Raw genomic sequence first — 19731 nt, forward strand, 5'->3', positions numbered from 1 at the left:
TACATATAGTTTATTTTTTATAATATTCTATTCTATACCCGTCATTATGTTACTAATACACTTTGAATTTATATTCTTTTCTTTCATAGCCTTTACTGTCTTTTCATAGTCATATTGAAATTCAATAATTTCTGTTTCAACAGCTTCTTTTGTTATATCTATAATTAAATAAGTTCCATTAGGTCTTCCTATTTTAGGCTTTCCTATACTTCCATCATTGATCAACAGCTTGTTTCCATATGTCTCTTTATAAGGTATATGAGTGTGTCCACAAACCAGTATATCTTCTTGAAGCAGTTCCATAACTTCTTTAGCTTGTTCTGATCCTTCATTCACATATTCATTTATAGCTCTAGTACTTCCATGAACAAAGCATATGCTCTTATTTTCGTAGGTTAAAATAACTTTCCTAGGTAAAGATCTTAGATATGCTTTATTTTCTTCTCTTAACTCCTTAGCGGCCCAAGGCATACAAGACTTATTCACCTCTGTGTCTCTTATATAGTTAAACTTTTCCTCTAACACAGCAGCATCATAGTTCCCAAGAATACTAGTTATTTTATTCTTTCTAATTACCTCTACAACCTCATTAGGATATGGCCCATAACCAACTAAATCTCCAAGACAAACTATACTATCAATATTTTTCCCTTCAATATTCTCAAGGGCAGTATTCAAAGCCTCCAAATTACCATGAATATCCGAAATCACTGCTATTCTCATACTTTTACCTCCATACATCTCAGTTAAATACTTGGAATTCAACGTATAGATACCGATGCCCGAAATTTAACTTGTACTGCGGTATATATTACCATACTTCGTCACGTTAAATATTTTTAATTAGTCTAAAGCTCTAATTTGAGAAGAATCTAAGAACTTTGATAAACTCGCTCTGCTCAAACATATCTAAAGTTCTAAGATTTTTCTCAAATTGTCGCTAAGACTAATAAAAAAATATTTAAATGTGACTACAGTATCGGTAATATATACCTACGTACAAGTTAAATTTTCACTGCGGTTATCTATAGGTTTATTGCTAAAATCTTAACATATCCCGTAGTATAAGTTAAGTTTTTCCCACTGAACCTTATATCATTATATTACAATCCTGAGCTTTTATTAAGTCCTTTTATTAAATTAGCAGAAGCATGTAATTTTTCTGATTCTTCTTTCGAAAGATCTATTTCTAGTATATTTTTTATTCCTTTTGCACTTATAATGCATGGAGCCGAAATATATACATCATCAATTCCATATTGTCCTGAATATAGAGCTGAAACTGGTAACACAGTATTGTCATTATCAACTATAGCTTTTACTATGCTGGATACTGCTGTACCTATACCAAAGGAAGTGTATCCCTTGCCACGAACTATATCAAAACCAACTCTTTTAACCATGTTAGAAATGTCATCTTTAATTTCATCATCTATGCTTAAGTTCAATTTCTTTAAATATTCATCCAGTTGTATTCCAGATACAGTAATAGAGCTCCATGCTGCTACCTGTGAATCACCATGTTCTCCCAATACATATGCTGAAATTCTTCTATGATTTATGTTATATTTTTTACCAATGGAATACTTTAATCTAGCACTATCAACTACAGTTCCTGAACCAATAATTCTTTCTTTAGGAAAACCAGAAAGCTTATATGTCTGATATGTTAGTATATCTACTGGATTAGCTACTTGAATTACTATTGCATTAGGGCTATATTTAACCACTTCAGGAACAACAGAAGCATTAACTGATAACCCTTTTTTCAAGACATCTAATCTGCTTTCACCATACTTAGGCTGTGGTCCTGCTGTTATTATTACTATATCAGAATCTTTTGTACTAGAATAATCGCCATATTCAATAACTATATCTTCAACAAAAGCCGCGCTGTGAGCAATATCGAGAGCTTCCGCTTCTGCTTTTTCTTCATTTAAATCTACTATTACAATTCTTGATGCAAGTTTTTGCATCATTATTGCATAAACAGTAGTAGATCCCACAAATCCTGCTCCAATTACTGATATTTTAGCATCTTTACTTATCATTTTATCACCCTTTTTATTCATTACTATTATGTTCAGTATAGTATTTACTCATGAAAAGATATCATTCTTCTAAATTTTGTACAATATGAAAATAATCATTCAAAATTCCCACAAAATATTCTCTTTTTAATTTATATTATGTATGTAAAATAGGTTATGGAATATAATATTTTTTTACTTAGATATCTCTTATATCAGTATGTACTATATTTTTATTATTAAAAATAAGATAAAAAGCACCTTTATCAAGATGCTTTTTCCTTATTTTATATAGTTTTTATATTTTATAGGTTTGTTTTCTTCCCAAGGTTTATAGTTTTTTGCAAATTCTACCCTCTCCTCAAAGGTAGGATGATCATAATTCCAAAGCTTATATATTACTCCTGGAGTAGGAAGTACTAAGCTGTTCTCGTGAAGTTTTATTGTAGATGACACTGCAGCATCGTTATTTTTTGTCAGTTCAAGTTCAAATCTATCAGCTTCTCTTTCTGTATATCTGGAATATGCATTAGAAACTGGAGTTACAACGAACATAAATATATTTAAAAGTAGTATAAGCATAGGTATTGAAGCTATGTCTTGTAATTTATTAAATCCAAAAATACCTTGAGATTTTTCTAACATCCATAAAGCACTTTTATTTATAAAATAGAATACTAATATACTACCTACACCAGCAATTATAATAGCCTTCCACACATGCCCCATTATGTAATGACCCATTTCATGAGCAACAATACCTAAAACTTCTCCATAGGTAAGATTTTTTATAGTATTATCCCAAAGTACAATTCGTTTTGTGTTCAATACACCTGTCATATAGGCATTCATTTCTTTTGTATCAACACTTTTGTTAACCTGAAATACTTGGCAGTTTTTTATATTAGTCTTATCTATCTGTTTATATATCATAGTTTCTAGATTTTTATCCTGTAATCTTTCATATTTATTAAATATTGGATCAATATACACAGGAGAAACAAAGGTTAGAAAAAATATTATAGGTATTAACATTAGTCCAAGATAAAGCCACCATCTACGTGGAGATATCTTAATTAATGTATATAATAAGAAAATAAAAATTGAAGCTGCTGCTGTGTATAGTATGAAATTTTTTAAAATATCTTCAAACCATTTAAGAAAAGTTTGATTTGAAAGTCCATAAGCATGCTTTAAAACAAAACTGCTATAATAATCAATAGGTAAGCTTATTATTGTAGTAATTGTGCTATAAACAATAAAATATAATATAATTGTAATAAATGCTCTCTTGCTCCTTCTTTGTGCCCAATTTCTTATATTTGCAGAAAATCTTGAAAATAAAAATATTGCAGGTATACCAATACTTAAAACTAAATTTGTAATCCATAAAGCTACCTTCTTATGCTGATATTCTATTGCCTTTTCTGTTGGTGGAGCTATGTAATTGATTTGTTTTTTATTTTCCTCAGCAGAATATACATATTTGTGCTTTATGTATGTGTCATTTCTTTCCTCAGTTATTTTTACACTAAATATAAATCCAATCATTAAACATAAAAATAGAATTATTGATATTGATAACTCTTTTTTCAATAATATTCCCCCATACTTCTACGTGTTTTATATAATATATGCTTATACATAACTTTTTATCCATTGACTTCTAACCATTAAATTACTCACATAATCACTTCTTCTGAATAATAATTATAACATAAGGCAATGATACATTTAATATCATTGCCTTATTTCTATACAAATTAGACAAGTTCAGTTTTAAAGTTTACGATCTATATACCACTGGTGTAACTAAATTAGGATCTTTTTTACCCAAATATTCATGTCTTCAAAACCACCACATATATTACAATTATTTATCAGTGTTCCTCTGAATTTATAACCATGTTTGCTCAACACAAAATTAATACTTGAATTTATTGCCCTTGAAAGACTATACAGAGTAATGAATCCTCTATCTTTTAAATCTGATTCTAGAGAATAGATAACATTTGATAGTATGCCTTTTCCTCTATACTTTGGATAGGTAGCACAATCAGTTATTTCTGCATTTAAGTTATCTTTGTCCATATCTGCTGAGGCCACACTAATTACCTTCCCGTTATCAATAGCAACCTTATATAAAACTTTTTCCTTCATAGTTTGTCTTATATATTCCTCATCATAAACTGGAGAAGGGTATGTGAAAAAAATATTAGAGAATAGTTCAGCCATTTGCTTTACATCACTTTCTTGTGCATTTCTTATACAATACTTAGAGTCATCATTATATGAAAAAGTATCATTTTTCTCTAGAGATTGACTTAAATATAAATTTTCCTTAGATGAATTTTTCCTAAGCTTTCTATTACTGCTAATAAAGTAAGACATACAAAATGCATCCTGCCCTTTAAAATAACCATCTATTTTACCTTCTAATTGAAACTTTGCATCAACAAAATTTCTAAATGAATTGATATCACAGTTACAAATAACCTTGCCTAAATGATTCTTCGATGCAAAGTGAATTATTCTCTTTAGATTTTGTACTGAAATATCTTTAAAATCAATTATCTTCACACGGCTATTAGTATAGTCCACATATATTTTAGCTAAATCTATTTTAATATAAGAATTATTATTTAATTTACAGCTATCTACATTTCTCATACTGTTCTCTCCTTTTTATTCTAACATTACTTCTTGGTGTTAGGCAGACCCACTCATCTCTAAGGAGTTTTTCTAGACCTTTATACTCATCCTTCTTAAACTTGTTGCATATTCCACAACTTTTACATTCATGTGTTTTGTCAGATGGTTCAGTATAAGTGCATAATATTCCTTCGTAGTTTCTCAATATTAATTTTTCTGGTGATTGTGATACTAAATATTGAGGGTTTATAGGTATTTTTCCACCACCTCCAGGAGCATCAACTACAAATGTAGGTACCGCAAATCCAGAAGTATGCCCACGTAAAAGCTCAATAATTTCTACACCTGTTGAAACTGTTGTTCTAAAATGCTCAATTCCTTCAGATAAATCGCATTGATATATATAGTAGGGTCTTACTCTATTTTTTACTAACTCATGCATGAGACTTTTCATGATATAAGGACAGTCATTAATATTCCTTAACAGTACAGACTGATTTCCCAAAGGAACCCCTGAATCTGCAAGCATTTTACATGCTAATATTGATTCTTCGGTTATTTCACTTGGATGATTGAAATGTGTATTAATCCAAACTGGATGATACTTCTTTATGATATTGCATAGATTATCAGTTATTCTTTGTGGCATAACAACTGGCACTCTAGTTCCAATTCTTATAACCTCCACATGTTTTATATTTCTTAGATTTTCTAATATAAATTCAAGTTTTTCATCCGATATACACAGTGCATCACCACCTGATAACAATACATCTCGAACTTCTTTATGGCATTTTATATACTCAATAGCCCTCAAGATATCATTATTTGATAAAGAAACATCTTCTTGTCCTGCAAAACGTCTTCTTGTGCAATGTCTGCAATACATAGAACATTGTTCAGTAACTAGAAGCAGAACCCTATCTGGATATCTGTGGGTTAATCCGGGGACAGGCGAATCTAAAGTTTCATGCAGTGGATCACTGCTATCATATTTAGAAACTTTTACCTCATGAGTAGTTGGAATTGCTTGTCTTCTAATAGGACATTTATAGTTATCCACATCAATTAGCGTTGCATAATAAGGTGTTATAGCCATTTTTAGCTTTTTAAGACTAGCCTTTACTCCCTCTTTTTCTTCTTCAGTAAGGTTAACTACTTGTTTTAATTCTTCAAGGGTAGTAATTCTATTAGCAATTTGCCATTCCCAGCTATTCCACTGTTTTTCTGTTACCTCTTTCCATAATGGTATATCTTTATAGTTTCTTTTCAACTTAAACACTCCTTTTAAAAGTTAACAATAATATATCAAACTATTTATATTGCATTCGTCTCTTTTGATAGATATAAATCTGCTATAACTTTTGATAAACCTAGCACATCACTCATCTCATAAAAGCCAATTTTGTTTTGCACAAAGTTTACTGCGTGAATTGCACCCAAAGCAAAAACTTTTCTTGAAAAGGACTCATGAGAAATTGTAATTCTATCATTCTCACCAGCAATTAACACCTCATGTTTTCCAACTACACCACCAGCACGCACTGCATTTATAGGTATATCTGCTTCATCAATGTCTTTACCTGAGTATAATAAACCTTTCTCTATTTCCTTAGCTATCTTTAATGCTGTACCAGATGGGCTATCTTTCTTGTTTTTATGATGGATTTCCGAAATGTGAAAATCATAATTATTCAATAAAATAGATGCTAAATTTGTTAGAATCATGAGTACATTGACTCCAAGTGTTATATTGGGCGCATATACTATTCCATTATGATTATTTCGAGCTAAAATTTCTATTTTCTTTAAATCTACTTCTGAAAAACCTGTAGTACCAATCACCATGTTAACTTTCATCTTTGATACTATCTCTGCATTTTTCAAAGTAGCCTCAGGTTTAGAAAAATCAATGACTACATTTGGCTTAGACTTTAATAACGTTTCTTCTAATTTATCGGTGCTCTCTATTTTAATTCCAATTTCCTGAATTCCAATAACTTCACCTAAATCTTTTCCTTTTTTAGTACTATCAGGACTACACATAGCTGACACAAGTTTTATATCCTTATGCTCTAGCAATGTTTTTGCAATTTCTCTTCCTGTCTTACCAATACCAATTAAACATACTCTTATCATAAAAAATCCTCCTTAATTATTCCCAAAATAATAAGCTGCAGAGAAGTCTCTGCAGCTTATAAAGCCTGATTATTTATAGGTATACCAAAAAAAGTATAATATGAGTATACCAAAAAAACTTCTCTTCAACGCTTACGAGATTAGCTGACGGATTCGGGTCGAAGAAACTAACCCTACTTGTTATGATAACAAGATTCACCCCAAAAATTGGTTCTCCCGCTCAATTGATTCAGCGCTACTAGTATTTTATTTTTTTAATAACTACATGTTTTTCCATAATTTTAATATGGTGCACCATAAATAAAATTCAGATAAAAATTAGTTGTCATTTTTCATTAATACTTAAATCTTTATTTGAGAATTAGTAAGTTCTTTATACTTATCGCTCTGTATATATAACCATATCACTTTAATATATATGTGTCAATATATATATATCGATATATATTGACACATATATATGTAGGTGTTAATATTATAAATTGGAATCTAGGAGTTTAATGCAGTTATCTTGCGTAATTTTTCCTTAGCTCTACAACTAGTTGTGTTATAAAATTTTATAAAAATTTTATCCATTCGACTATCATCCCTAAGACTCTCACTTCTACAAGCGGTGAGTTAAGAGCTGATATGCGTTGGATTGGTTCAACTATAATTCAGATGGGGTCAAAAACCCCACCTGAATTAAGTTTCACTTTATCTTGTACTTTAGAATAGGGGTAAATTAACGGAAGCAAATGAGTATAATACTACTTATAATACTTTATTTCACTGGAATAATTTTAAATTTAAGCTTATAATTGAAGGAATTATTGTAGGTGTATTTACAGGATTTATTGTCGTATTATATCGATATTTGCTAGAAGATTCTTTAAACATAATTAACAAACTTTATATGATATTGTCTCAAAAGTATTGGCTTCTTCCTTTTTGGGTTGCAGCTCTAATAATTATAGGTTACATAATAGGGCTACTAGTTAAAAAGGAGCCTATGATTAGTGGTAGTGGAATTCCCCAAGTGAAAGGAGTTCTGCTAAGAAAAATTGATATGGACTGGTTAAAGGTTATTCTTGGTAAATTTATTGACGGAGTATTGTCTATTGGATCAGGACTTTCTCTTAGAAGAGAAGGTCCTTCAGTTTAATTAGGTGCTTCGGTAGGCTTAGGATTTAGCAGAATTTTCAATTTTATAATTCCAAACCTATTTATGAATCTTTACTTGATAGATTTTTAAATCGCAATACATAGTAATAAAGTTATTAAATACAATAGAACAAAAGCTATATTAGAAATTGCTGGATGTATGGGATCAATGCTGGATGGCAAGAAAATAAAGGAAGTTGAATGGCCTGATGACTGCTTATTAGTTGGTGTTAAACGAGGGGGAAAGGAAATAATCCCAAAAGATAATACTTTAATTTACCCTGGAGATTATCTTATTGTTCTCACTAACGAGTATAAAGCTGCTTGGATAACTGAATCACTATCAGTAATGGTGAATAATTGTAAGTAAAAATCATAAAGTTAACAATTATATATTGGAGGTTGCTTATGGAATGGATATGACACTTGCTTCAAAGGAAGAAATAATATCTAAAATTGAAGAATTAATACTTAAGAATGAAGGTCCCTTTAGTGTAGTAGTAGCTGATATTGATGATTTTAAAAATTTAAATAATTTATATGGCAATCCTATCGGTGACGAAGTAATAAAAAAATTTATTTCAATTTTAAACAATAACTTATCTTCTACAGACCTTATTAGTAGAAATGGTGATGAATTTACTATACTACTTGTGAAAAAAGGTGCTGAAAGAAGTTTTATGGAGTTGGAGGAGATAAGAAGATATTTATCAGATAACACATTTAGCTTAAATTATGACGATAAAACTGAGAATATTTACTTTACTTTAAGCTTCGGAGTGGCAAGTTATCCTAGAGATGCTAAGAATGTAGTTGAACTTTTTAGAGTAGCAGATAGTGCTTTGTTTAGAGCAAAGGAATTAGGTAAAAATAGAATCTGCCTCTCTGAAGCAGAAAGCATGGTTTTAAAATCAAATTATTTTACTAAGACTCAACTTGACAGACTTTCTAAGCTTTCTAAATCAACGGATAGGACTGAAGCGTTTCTTCTAAGGGAGGCCCTTGACGATTTATTTAAAAAATATAGTAAATAACTTGCTTATATGAGATTAAAAAAGTAGTATAATAAGGACTTAATCCTTGTTTCTTCTCAGTTAAAAGATATGGAAAGTAAGTATCTGAGTTAAAAATAGAACGTATATAAATAAGGCTAGAGAAAAAGAAAGTTTTAGATTCTATAGAAAAGCATTTATTTGATTAATCAAAGTAAAACTAAAACTCTACAAGTAGTGATGTTACTTACTTGTAGAGTTTTATTAAAATATTCTAGTTCAAAATAAAACAAAAAATATACAACTTCAACCTCTACACGTGGTGGGTTAGCGTCTGCTATACGCTGTACTGATTCAATTGATACTTAGAATACTCAAATTTGTCCGAAACCCCATCTGAGTAAAGTTTCACTTTATAATATAAATAGACACAGAATTAAATCTATGTCTATTTGTAAATTTCTATGAAACCTGTTCAAATTGTAAATTATATAGAGAAGCATATACACCCTTTTGGTTTATAAGTTCTTCGTGAGTACCTGATTCTTCTATGCCATCACTTGTTAAAACAAGTATTTTATCAGCATTTTTTATAGTACTCAATCTATGTGCAATGACAATAGTAGTTCTATTCTTAGCTAATTCCTCAAGGGATTTTTGTATATATTTTTCACTTTCGTTGTCAAGAGCAGAGGTTGCCTCATCCAGGATTAATATAGGAGGATTTTTCAAGAAGGCTCTTGCAATAGAAATTCTTTGTTTCTGCCCTCCCGAAAGCTTAACTCCTCTCTCTCCTACGAAAGTATCATACCCATTTTCTAAGTTCATTATAAATTCATGGGCATTAGCTTTTTTAGCAGCTTCAACTATTTCATCATTAGAAGCTCCTGGTTTACCGTAAGCAATATTTTCCTTTATAGTACCTGTAAACATGTATACATCCTGCTGTACAATACCTATGGAGTTTCTCAAAGATTTTAACTTTATATCCTTAATGTCAACTCCATCTATAGTTATAGTTCCCTTACTAATCTCATAGAATCTCGGAATAAGGCTGCAGAAGGTTGTTTTTCCACTGCCAGACGGACCTACTAAAGCAATATTCTTTCCTGCTTGAATTTTTATGCTTATATTATCTAATATTGTGTTTGTATTATATCCAAAAGATACATTTTTAAATTCTATTTCCCCTTTAGGATTTTTTATATCCTTAGCATCTTCCTTGTCTTGTATATCTGGTTGCGTATTCATGATTTCTAAAAATCTTTCAAAGCCAGTTATTCCTCTCTGATATTGTTCAGTAAAGTTCACTAGCTTATCAATAGGATTTAAAAATATATTGATATATAATATATATATTACTAAATCCGATACTTTTGTTTCACCACGGCTAATAAAGATACCACCTACTAGTATTACAGCTAAATAAAGAATTCCCTGAAAAAATCCATTACCACTAAAGAATTTTCCCATTATGAAATATCCTGTTTCTTTTGTCTTTAGAAACTCTTCATTTCCCATTTTAAATTTTTCATTTTCAATATGCTCGTTTGAGAAAGATTTTACAACTCTTATACCTGAAAGACTGTCTTGAATTTGAGCGTTAACATTAGCAATTTTTTCTCTATTCTTTTTAAATATATATTTCATCTTTTTATTATAAAAGTAGGAAAAATAAAGCATAGCTAAGGTTATAAAGAATAAAATAGCTGTAATTTTAACATTTATATTCATTAATATTGCAAAAGAACCTAGTATTTTCAATATAGATATGAATACATCCTCAGGTCCATGATGAGCAAGCTCTGAAATGTCAAAAAGATCAGTAACTATTCTAGACATAAGCTTACCGGTGTTATTGCTATCATAATATGAAAATGAAAGCTTTTGTAAATGATTAAAAATATCACTTCTCATATTTGCTTCCATCTTAGCTCCCATTATATGCCCCCAAGATGTTATATAGTACTGACAGAAATATCTAATTACATACATAAGAAATAAACCTATTCCTATATAAATAACCAGATGGATTATCTGGCTGCTGCTTTGTGTATACACATCATTTAACATGTATCTAACTATAAGTGGAAACACTAAATCTATAGTGGAAAGAATAAGTGCACAAAACATATCCATAAAAAACATACCTTTATAAGGTATGTAGTAGTCTATAAACTTCCTTAATATACTCATATATTACCTCCTTTATTGCTAATCATAATTCTGCTATAAAAATTCAATAAAATAAGAATATCACTTTATTATTAAATATTCAATACATGAACATAAGTTTGAGGAAACCTCAAACTTATTTATAGTTGACTAAAAAGTAATCTTACTTTTCAACTTAAATATACTAATGTATTAGTATATTGTTTTCAGCAAAACTTACTATTTCTTCAATTAATTCATTATGGTATTCTGGTGTAGTATAGCAGTGATCTGCACCTTTAACAAATTTTAATCTTGCTTTATACTGTAATATTTCTTCAATTTTTTTAGAATACATAGGAGGAACAGACTTATCATTAGTTCCGTGGACTATAAGTACATTTTGTGTTATTTGTTTTACATAGTTAAATATGTTGTAATTAAATGCATCATCTACAGCTTTCTTACTTAATAAGTTTCCATCAAAATTAATATAATTTTTTTCAATAAGTGTGGTTAACTTTTCTTCTCTTACCTCAGAAATAAATAAATTATACATATCTACTGCTGGACTGATAAGAATAGTGTTTTTTATTACATCTGTATTATTAGCTGAGTTTACTACAGCTATAGTTCCTCCCATACTAAAACCTAAAATGTTTATATTTGATTTATCAATATAATCTAAAGTCTGGCAAAATTCTATTACTGCCTGACAATCTTCTATTTCAGTAGAAATGGACATATCAATAAACTCTCCATCACTTTCTCCACTACCAGTAAAGTCAAATCTTATTGAGGCTACATTAATGCTTTCTAAGGCTTTCGCTATACTTACAAACATATAATGGTGCTCCATTCTGTTTCCTGTAAAACCATGGCAAAATACTACACAAGGAATCTTTCCAGAACCTTTTGGTTTATTTATAACGCCCCTTATTTTTATACCTGCTTTATTTTTAATTACAAAATTACCAATCATAATATCACCCCTATTTTCTAAGTAGTATCAAAAACATACTATAGGTTATTGTAACACAAAATCTTTATTATATAATTCTTAGTAAAATTATTAGAAAATACAATACATCTCGTACTGTTTAATTGCATGTTCTTTAAATCCCACATGTCTAACAAATCCATAAATAGAGGAGTTACTAGAAAAACCAATAGAAACCTTAGACAATTTTAATTCATTTATCACTTTTACTATTAAATTTGAAGCAATATTTTTATGTCTTAAAGCATTCTCTACCCAAATAAAATTTATTCTAGTATTTTTATTTGCACTAATGATACCCGCTAGCTTTTCATTAATATAGCATCCTAAAGTTATCTGTCCTTCCGATTTTTCAATGAACTCTATATGATTTTGCCAGTTAATATGTATATCTTTAATTTTTTCTCTAACCAATTTAAGTTCTTCTATGCTGCTAGGATTAATATATATTTTAAATCTACTTTCGCTATTTAGCTTACTAAAATCTTGTAATGCATAATATGTTAAGTCATAAACTTTTTCATATGCTAATTTTTTATAAAAGCTTATTGCTCGGTGGTTTTCTGTAATAACTTCAAGAATTGACTGCTTGCACTCTTGCTTAACTGCTTCTTTTTTGTGTAGTTCCATTAATTTTGTACTTACACCCTTACCCCTATACTCAGGAACTACTGCTAGAGTTCCACATCTAATAGTTTTAATGCCTTCATACATCTTAACACTACCTAAAATCAGCCCTATTGGTTTTTCAGCATTAAGTGCAATAAATGATTGATAAAGATTATTACCTTCTTGACCAAAAAAACGGCTAATAAAAACATCTCTAGATATTTCCAGTTTAATTATATAATCAGAAAATCCATTTTTAAATGCCTCATACACTAAATCTATTTTAACTTCTGAACATCTTTTGTAATTTACCATTTTTATTCCTCTTTAAACAGTTTTAAATATTCACCATACCCCTCTTCTTCAAGCTTATCTATTGGTATAAATCTCAATGAAGCACTGTTTATACAATATCGTAGACCGCCTCTTTCACTAGGCCCATCATTAAATACATGTCCTAAATGTGAATCTCCATCTCTACTTCTAACTTCTATTCTATGCATATTGTGGCTAAAGTCAGCTTTTTCCTTCAAATTTTTTCTGTCTACAGGTTTACTAAAGCTGGGCCAGCCACAGCCTGAATCAAATTTATCTTGAGAGCTAAAAAGAGGTTCTCCTGACACAATATCAACATAAATTCCCTGTTCCTTATGATCCCAAAATTCATTTTCAAAAGGTTTTTCTGTAGCATTTTCCTGGGTGACTTTGTATTGCAGTGGTGTTAACTTTCTTAAGGCTTCTTCTTTTTTATTCATATTAACTCCTATTAACTCCTAAACTTTATTAATATTTTTAAGCTTTTCTCTGCGCTAAAAACCTTTTTACAGTCTTATATAATCTATATCCTTTCCTAATAAGCTCTAAAATAATATAGGGAATGGGAATAGCTAGCTTATATAAGTATTTACGATATACTTTATAATATACATTTTTTAAGTCTTCCCATATGGAACAATCACCCTGTTTTAAAAAGTCTGAAACATCTGCTATGACTCCTCTTCCTTCTATAACCATAACATTCTTTACATGTACATCATGTGGATGGAGTCCTTGCTTAACAGCATACTCTAAAGCTTTATCAACATCAATAATTACCTTTTCTTTAATAGTAATACCCTTTCTTAAACAGTCATAAAGAGTATTTCCCTTTAATCTCTTTAAAATAAGGTAATTTTCTCCGTGATGAAAACACTGAGAGTACGCTGGATGATGTCCTAACTTTCTATATACATGTATCTCTTCCTGGATTCCTGAACGGCCCTCAGCATATATTTTTACAACTAAATCCTCAAAATCCGGGTGGTATAGAACAGCAGCATAATTCCCTGTGCCCAATAATATCCAAGGAGTTGGTATGGAATCAACCTTTACAGGATTATATGGAGTAATACTTTTAACTGATATATGCTTTAATAATTGTTCTTCAACTTTATAAACTAAATTTTCAATTTTCCCTTTTTTAAATAATTTATGTTTCGTATTATCATGTACCATTGCTACCCTCTTATTAACAATTAAATAGTTATATAACTATGGTTATTTATAAATCCGTATATTTAGTAAAATTATTTATGAAAATAAATATTTAACTCATTCATTATATTATACACTATATTTTTTACTCTATCTATTTATAAAGATATCCTCTTAATACTAATTTAGTCCAGATATTATTAAATGTTTTATGAACATGTTGTTAAAAAAATAACTCTGCTTACTAAAAATAGCAGAGTTATTTAGGTGACCTTTAACCTATTTAAGTTTTTCTTTATCCTTATCTATAATTTTCTGCAATTGTTCATTAGCTTTATCCGCTTCCAGTTTTACATTCTTTCCTTGTATAGCTGCTTCTACAATGGAACCTACAACATCTCTTGCCTCTCCAACGCTAACTACTACTGGTCTATCATGGCCTACTCCAACTTTCGATGATTCTTTTATAACCGAAACTAACTCCGCTGGAAAACGTGATGTTCCTTCTTCTTTGTTCCATACAGAATTACGTGCTCCTGAATTTCCTTTTTGTTGTGTTTTAAGTACTATATCTTTGCTTGTAGCCCATTTAATAAATTCCCAAACTTCTTTTTTATGTTTAGAATAAGTATTCATGCCTAAAACCCATTGAGTTACATTATAAGGTTTAGAACCAGCCTTACCTGCAGGAAATAAGGCATAGCCAATATTCTTAGAAACCTCTGAATTGGTAGCGTAAACTACATTTTTATAAAGTGAACTGGCATCTGTATAAAATGCTGCTTTACCATCTGTAAAGAAACTCATAGCTTGAGGCCAAGACCATTTTTCCGCCTCACTAGGGCTATAATTTTTTAAAAGGGAGCTATATGTATTAAAAGCCTCTACTGCTTCATTTGTATTTATTGTAGCTTTGTCTTCTTTAGTAAAATTTCCTCCATTAGAATAAATAAATGAGGAAACTTGTGTAACAAGCGCAGAACGCTGCCCACGAGCAACAAAACCATATATTCCATTACTTGGATTGTGTAATTTCTGCACTGCTGCCTGCAATTCATTTATTGTTCTAGGGACGGATACCCCTGCCTTTTCTAAAAGATCTTTCCTATAATATAGAATTTCTTGTTCAGTAATAAGTGGTATACCCACTAGCTTATTATTTATAGTGGCTGTTCCAACTGCACTTTTCGAAAAATCATTAAAATCATAGGAACTATCAGATGTTACATATTCCTCAAGAGATTCCAACCAGCCATTCTTTACTAAGAACTTACCCTCTTGTAATGGACGATACATAAATACATCTGGTGTATCCCATTCTCCCGTTAGTGGTACTGTCAACTTCGCTGTAAGATAATCCTCAGGATAACTTTGTATAATTACTTTTATACCAGTTTTTGATTCAAAGTCTGGTATTAGTGGTTTCACAGCTTCAAACCAAGGATGATTTGCTGCAACTAAGTTTATACTTTTATCATATTCATCAGTTTGTCCTTTAATTTTATTTGACACATCACAACTACTGACTAGACTTATAGCAAGTAAAATAGCTAGTGATTTTGTAATGTTTTTTTTAAACTTCCACTTCAATATAAAGCCTCCTTCCTATAACGTAAAGCTATTAACAGAATTCTGAAGTTCTTCACTCATTTTAGAAAGCTTGTTAGCTGATGTAGAGATTTCTTCCATAGAAACTGTCTGCTCTTGTACAGCAGCAGATACATTTTGTGTATTTGCTGCACTATTTTTTAATACATTATTAAAACTATCTATAGAGCTAACCATGTTTTTAGTATTTACATTTACACCTTTAATAACCGAAGATACAGATTTAACTTGTAATGATACATGGTTAATAGATTGTAATATTTCCTTAAGAGTTTTACCTGTTATATTTATCATAGACATCCCTTCATCAACAGCCATAGCACCTTCATCCATTGACTGAATAGCACTTTCAGTATTTAGTTGAATTTCATTAATAAGTTTACTTATATGATTAGCTGCCTTTGCTGATTGCTCTGCTAATTTTCTTACTTCTTCTGCCACAACAGCAAAACCTTTTCCCTGTTCACCAGCCTGTGCTGCTTCAATGGCTGCATTTAAAGCAAGTAAATTAGTTTGACCAGCTATATTATTAATTAAACTTGTTATTTGTTCAATTTCCTTTGATTTTTCTCCTAGCTTATGTATTATATGAACTGAATTCTTTACCTTTTCATTAATGGAATTCATTTGCTCAATAGTTTTTGATACTACCCTATCGCCTTCATCAGCCTTAGTTATAGCTGTAATAGAAGAATTGGTTACACTATCGATATTTAAATTAATATTATTTATTTTATTAAATATATCCTCAGCTTCCTCTGTAACAAACTTTGTAGTTGTTAACTGTTTTTCTGTTCCATCAGCAACTACTTGTATTGCTTCAGCAATTTGTACTGCTGCATTGCTTGTCTGCTCTGCATTAGCAAATAGTTGCTGCGAAGTGGCAGCTACTAACTCCGAATCATTATATACTTGTGTAATGATATCTTTTAAATTATTTATCATGAAGTTCATGTCTTCAGCTAAACTTCCAATTTCATCTCTACTGGTTATTTCTATAGTTTTTACTGTTAAATCCCCTTTAGCAACAGCCTTAACTTGAACTACTAATTGAGATAAAGGTTTTGAAATAATTTCAGAAATGACTAATGTAATAATAACACCTAATATAATTGCTAAAATACTTAAGGATATAATAAAGATTAATCCAGATTTAAATAAGTTTACGGACTTTTCCGTTTGTAATTTTGCCTCATCTCTACTTAACTTTGTTAGATATAATATTGAATCATATATTAATATAGACCTGTCTCCTTTTAAAACAGAATAACCTTGCTCCAAATCCTGCGCATCTGAACTTTGTATGATAACTGGAACTTTACTTTCAAAATCATTCCAGTTATTGGAAAAAAAATTATATAACTTTTTTTCTCTAGAGCTTGAAATATATGCTTCATACTCTTTCCTTTTTTTCTTAACATCTTCTAAAGTTATCTTTAATTGTTCTTGATATTTATGCTTTTCACTGTTATCTTGCTCAAGAAGCATCTTTGTGGATAAGGACTCTGCATTATAAACTTCTCTACTCAATTCATTTAGCAGTATAACCTTTGGAATTTGATTTTTGTTAATTTCTACTGTATTCTTACCCATGCCTATCATTTTTAAAATTGCTATGCTACTAATTAAGATTAACAATAAAATTATAAGTGAAAATCCTATAAATAGTTTTCCTCTAATAGATATACCTTCCATGTTAAAAATTTTATTCTTTTTCATATTACAACTCCATTGTTTAAACCCTCAGTTTAAGATTTGTTTATATAGGTTTCCTTGGTGAAAATTTAACTTATACGTAGGGATATATTACCAATGTTGAAGTCACATTTAAATATTTTTTTATTAGTCTTAGCGAAAATTTGAGAAAAATCTTAGAACTTTTGATATGGTTAAAAACCTAAATGGCTTTTAACGAGCGACTTATCAATGGTAATTGATAAGTTGGTCCGAACTGAGGTACGAGTTTATCAAAGTTCTTAGGTTTTTCTCGAGTTTGAGTTTAGACTAATTAAAAATATTTAACGTGACGAAACATGGTAATATAACCCGAAGTATAAGTTAAATTTTCACTTTTGAATCCTATAAGCTACAATATTTGTGAAATGAGAAGCCTGAAAAAAACATATCTCCAATTTCAGGCTTTTCTTGTTTATCATTAAAATTTTGTACTTACTTTTTTAATTATATTATAGAGATTTATTAAAACTGTTACTGTATTTTAAACAAACATATTTATAAGCAGTACCCCAACTAACCCCATAACAGAGATTATAGTTTCCATAACTGACCACGATGCTAATGTTTCACCAATACTTAGATTAAAGTATTCTTTAAATATCCAGAATCCTGGATCGTTTACATGAGAGAATATAAGACTTCCTGCACCTGTTGCAAGTACCATTAATGCTGGATCAGCATGAGTAGTAGCAATTAAAGGAAGAACTATTCCTGATGTGGTCATAGCAGCCACAGTTGCTGATCCTAAGGATAAACGAAGTATAGCTGCAACAATCCATGCTAGAAGTAATGGTGACATATGAGATCCAGCCATTATAGCTGCTATATATTTACCTACACCACTGTCGATTAGAACTTGCTTGAAAGCTCCGCCTCCACCGATGATTAAAAGTATCATAGCAATACCGCTTATTGACTCAGCAATTATATTCATAACATCTGTCATCTTATGTCCTCTGTTTACTCCGAGTGTAAACACTGCAATTATAACAGAGATAAACATAGCCATAACTGGGTCTCCAATAAACTCAAAGGTATGTCTTATTCCTGATGTCTTAGGAAGTGTCATTTCACAAACTGCTGCAAGTGCCATTAAAATAACTGGTACTAAAGCAGTGAAAACACTTGTTCCAAAACCTGGCATTTCTTCATTTTTAAATATCTTAGGATTAAATAAACCTTTTGGTGGTTCATGTTCAAATCTCTTTAAGAATTTTGAAAATATAGGTCCTGCTAAAATCGCTGTAGGTATTCCTATGATAAGCCCGTAAATTAAAGTCATACTTATGTTAGCACCATATATAACCGCTATAGCTGTTGGACCAGGATGTGGTGGTAAGAATCCGTGAGTAACTGAAAGAGCCGCTGCCATAGGCACTCCTACATATAGAAGTGGAAGTTCTGTTGAGGCTGCAATGGTAAACACTAAAGGAATTAAAAGAACGAAGCCTACTTCATAGAACATGGCAATACCTACTACAAATCCAGTAATAACAACTGCCCATTGTATATTTTTCTTTCCAAACTTATCTATCAGAGTGGTGGCAATCCTTTGAGCCGCACCAGTATCGGCAATAAGCTTACCAAGCATAGCTCCAAAGCCTAAAACTAGAGAAAGATAACCTAATGTTCCTCCCATACCGTTTTGTATAGACTTAATTACATTTATAGCTGGCATTCCTTCTGCAACACCAACAACTAGTGAAACTAGTATTAGAGATATGAAGCCGTTAACTTTGAAACCTAACATCAGTAATAGTAATAATGCAACACCCATAGCAACAATTAATAATGGCATAATCTTTTCCCCCTTAAATAACTAATTTTCTGTATTAAATATTATTTAAATATTTTAAATGACATAAAATTTTCAACGAATTAACTTAATCAAAATTCCGATAAAGAAATATTTTCTGACTTTTCTACATATAGGATTCCAAATTAATAATTTAATTTATAAATAGCTTTAAATACTAAGGTTATCTAGATAACCTTATATGTATAAGTTAAACTGTCAAGCTGTAACCCTATACATATAAAGCTTTAAAACTTTCTTTAGTCAACTGGATATGTTGGCAGTCATAACACACCACCAACATACCAACTGCAATTAAGAATTTTACTCCATATATCCACCTTTCATAGGTGATGCTGCACGTTTAGTGTAAGTGCCTAAAACTCCTTTAGTATATCT

Annotated in this window: 16 protein-coding genes, 1 pseudogene and 1 riboswitch; of the genes and pseudogenes, 3 read left to right on the forward strand and 14 right to left on the reverse strand. The window is 30.4% G+C overall.

Going from position 1 to position 19731, the window contains the following annotated elements; translation table 11 throughout:
• Positions 1–27: 27 nt before the first annotated feature.
• The 6 genes from HGI79_RS19910 to dapB form a co-directional block, all read right to left on the reverse strand.
• Entirely contained in the window at positions 28–723 is a 696-nt protein-coding gene (locus tag HGI79_RS19910) for a metallophosphoesterase (protein ID WP_185652423.1), read from the reverse strand.
• A 380-nt stretch (positions 724–1103) separates the two neighbouring features.
• Positions 1104–2051, reverse strand: a complete 948-nt coding sequence (locus HGI79_RS19915) for an L-lactate dehydrogenase (protein WP_185652435.1) — start codon at positions 2049–2051, stop codon at positions 1104–1106.
• Between the two features lie 261 nt (positions 2052–2312).
• Positions 2313–3626, reverse strand: coding sequence for a M48 family metallopeptidase (locus HGI79_RS19920; RefSeq protein ID WP_241428285.1), 1314 nt, complete (start codon positions 3624–3626; stop codon positions 2313–2315).
• 216 nt (positions 3627–3842) lie between these two features.
• Entirely contained in the window at positions 3843–4700 is an 858-nt protein-coding gene (gene ablB / locus HGI79_RS19925) for a putative beta-lysine N-acetyltransferase (protein WP_185652424.1), read from the reverse strand.
• Positions 4684–5955, reverse strand: coding sequence for a lysine 2,3-aminomutase (gene ablA / locus HGI79_RS19930; protein WP_185652425.1), 1272 nt, complete (start codon positions 5953–5955; stop codon positions 4684–4686). Before ablA ends, ablB begins: the two co-directional genes overlap by 17 nt.
• Before the next feature lie 44 nt (positions 5956–5999).
• Complete coding sequence (gene dapB / locus HGI79_RS19935; protein WP_185652426.1) at positions 6000–6821, reverse strand: 4-hydroxy-tetrahydrodipicolinate reductase; 822 nt, start codon at positions 6819–6821, stop codon at positions 6000–6002.
• Between the two features lie 114 nt (positions 6822–6935).
• Positions 6936–7066: riboswitch (cyclic di-AMP (ydaO/yuaA leader) on the reverse strand.
• A 506-nt stretch (positions 7067–7572) separates the two neighbouring features.
• Here dapB and HGI79_RS23565 point away from each other — a divergent pair.
• The 3 genes and pseudogenes from HGI79_RS23565 to HGI79_RS19945 form a co-directional block, all read left to right on the forward strand.
• Positions 7573–7962: pseudogene (locus HGI79_RS23565) on the forward strand (chloride channel protein); the annotation flags it as partial.
• Positions 7963–8124: 162 nt separating this feature from the next.
• Entirely contained in the window at positions 8125–8334 is a 210-nt protein-coding gene (locus HGI79_RS23570; protein ID WP_313885240.1) for a TrkA C-terminal domain-containing protein, read from the forward strand.
• Positions 8335–8377: 43 nt separating this feature from the next.
• The gene (locus HGI79_RS19945; protein WP_185652427.1) at positions 8378–8998 is read left to right on the forward strand and encodes a GGDEF domain-containing protein; all 621 of its coding nucleotides are present in this window, start codon (positions 8378–8380) and stop codon (positions 8996–8998) included.
• Positions 8999–9418: 420 nt separating this feature from the next.
• On the opposite strand, the gene HGI79_RS19950 is transcribed toward HGI79_RS19945, so the two are convergent.
• The 8 genes from HGI79_RS19950 to HGI79_RS19985 form a co-directional block, all read right to left on the reverse strand.
• A complete protein-coding gene (locus HGI79_RS19950; RefSeq protein ID WP_185652428.1) occupies positions 9419–11152 on the reverse strand; it encodes an ABC transporter ATP-binding protein in 1734 nt (577 codons plus the stop codon).
• A gap of 163 nt (positions 11153–11315) precedes the next feature.
• Positions 11316–12092 carry a S9 family peptidase gene (locus HGI79_RS19955; RefSeq protein WP_185652429.1) on the reverse strand — a complete coding sequence of 259 codons (777 nt, stop codon included), beginning with the start codon at positions 12090–12092 and terminating at the stop codon, positions 11316–11318.
• A gap of 90 nt (positions 12093–12182) precedes the next feature.
• Positions 12183–13034, reverse strand: coding sequence for a GNAT family N-acetyltransferase (locus tag HGI79_RS19960; RefSeq protein ID WP_185652430.1), 852 nt, complete (start codon positions 13032–13034; stop codon positions 12183–12185).
• Positions 13035–13036: 2 nt separating this feature from the next.
• Positions 13037–13474 carry a peptide-methionine (R)-S-oxide reductase MsrB gene (msrB, locus tag HGI79_RS19965; RefSeq protein WP_185652431.1) on the reverse strand — a complete coding sequence of 146 codons (438 nt, stop codon included), beginning with the start codon at positions 13472–13474 and terminating at the stop codon, positions 13037–13039.
• Between the two features lie 37 nt (positions 13475–13511).
• Positions 13512–14213, reverse strand: coding sequence for a serine/threonine protein kinase (locus HGI79_RS19970; protein WP_185652432.1), 702 nt, complete (start codon positions 14211–14213; stop codon positions 13512–13514).
• A 258-nt stretch (positions 14214–14471) separates the two neighbouring features.
• Entirely contained in the window at positions 14472–15782 is a 1311-nt protein-coding gene (locus HGI79_RS19975) for a sugar ABC transporter substrate-binding protein (RefSeq protein ID WP_207725856.1), read from the reverse strand.
• A gap of 15 nt (positions 15783–15797) precedes the next feature.
• Positions 15798–17519, reverse strand: coding sequence for a methyl-accepting chemotaxis protein (locus tag HGI79_RS19980; protein WP_185652433.1), 1722 nt, complete (start codon positions 17517–17519; stop codon positions 15798–15800).
• 499 nt (positions 17520–18018) lie between these two features.
• A complete protein-coding gene (locus HGI79_RS19985; RefSeq protein WP_185652434.1) occupies positions 18019–19335 on the reverse strand; it encodes a gluconate:H+ symporter in 1317 nt (438 codons plus the stop codon).
• Positions 19336–19731 lie beyond the last annotated feature (396 nt).

The sequence above is a fragment of the Clostridium sp. DJ247 genome (genome assembly GCF_014231265.1).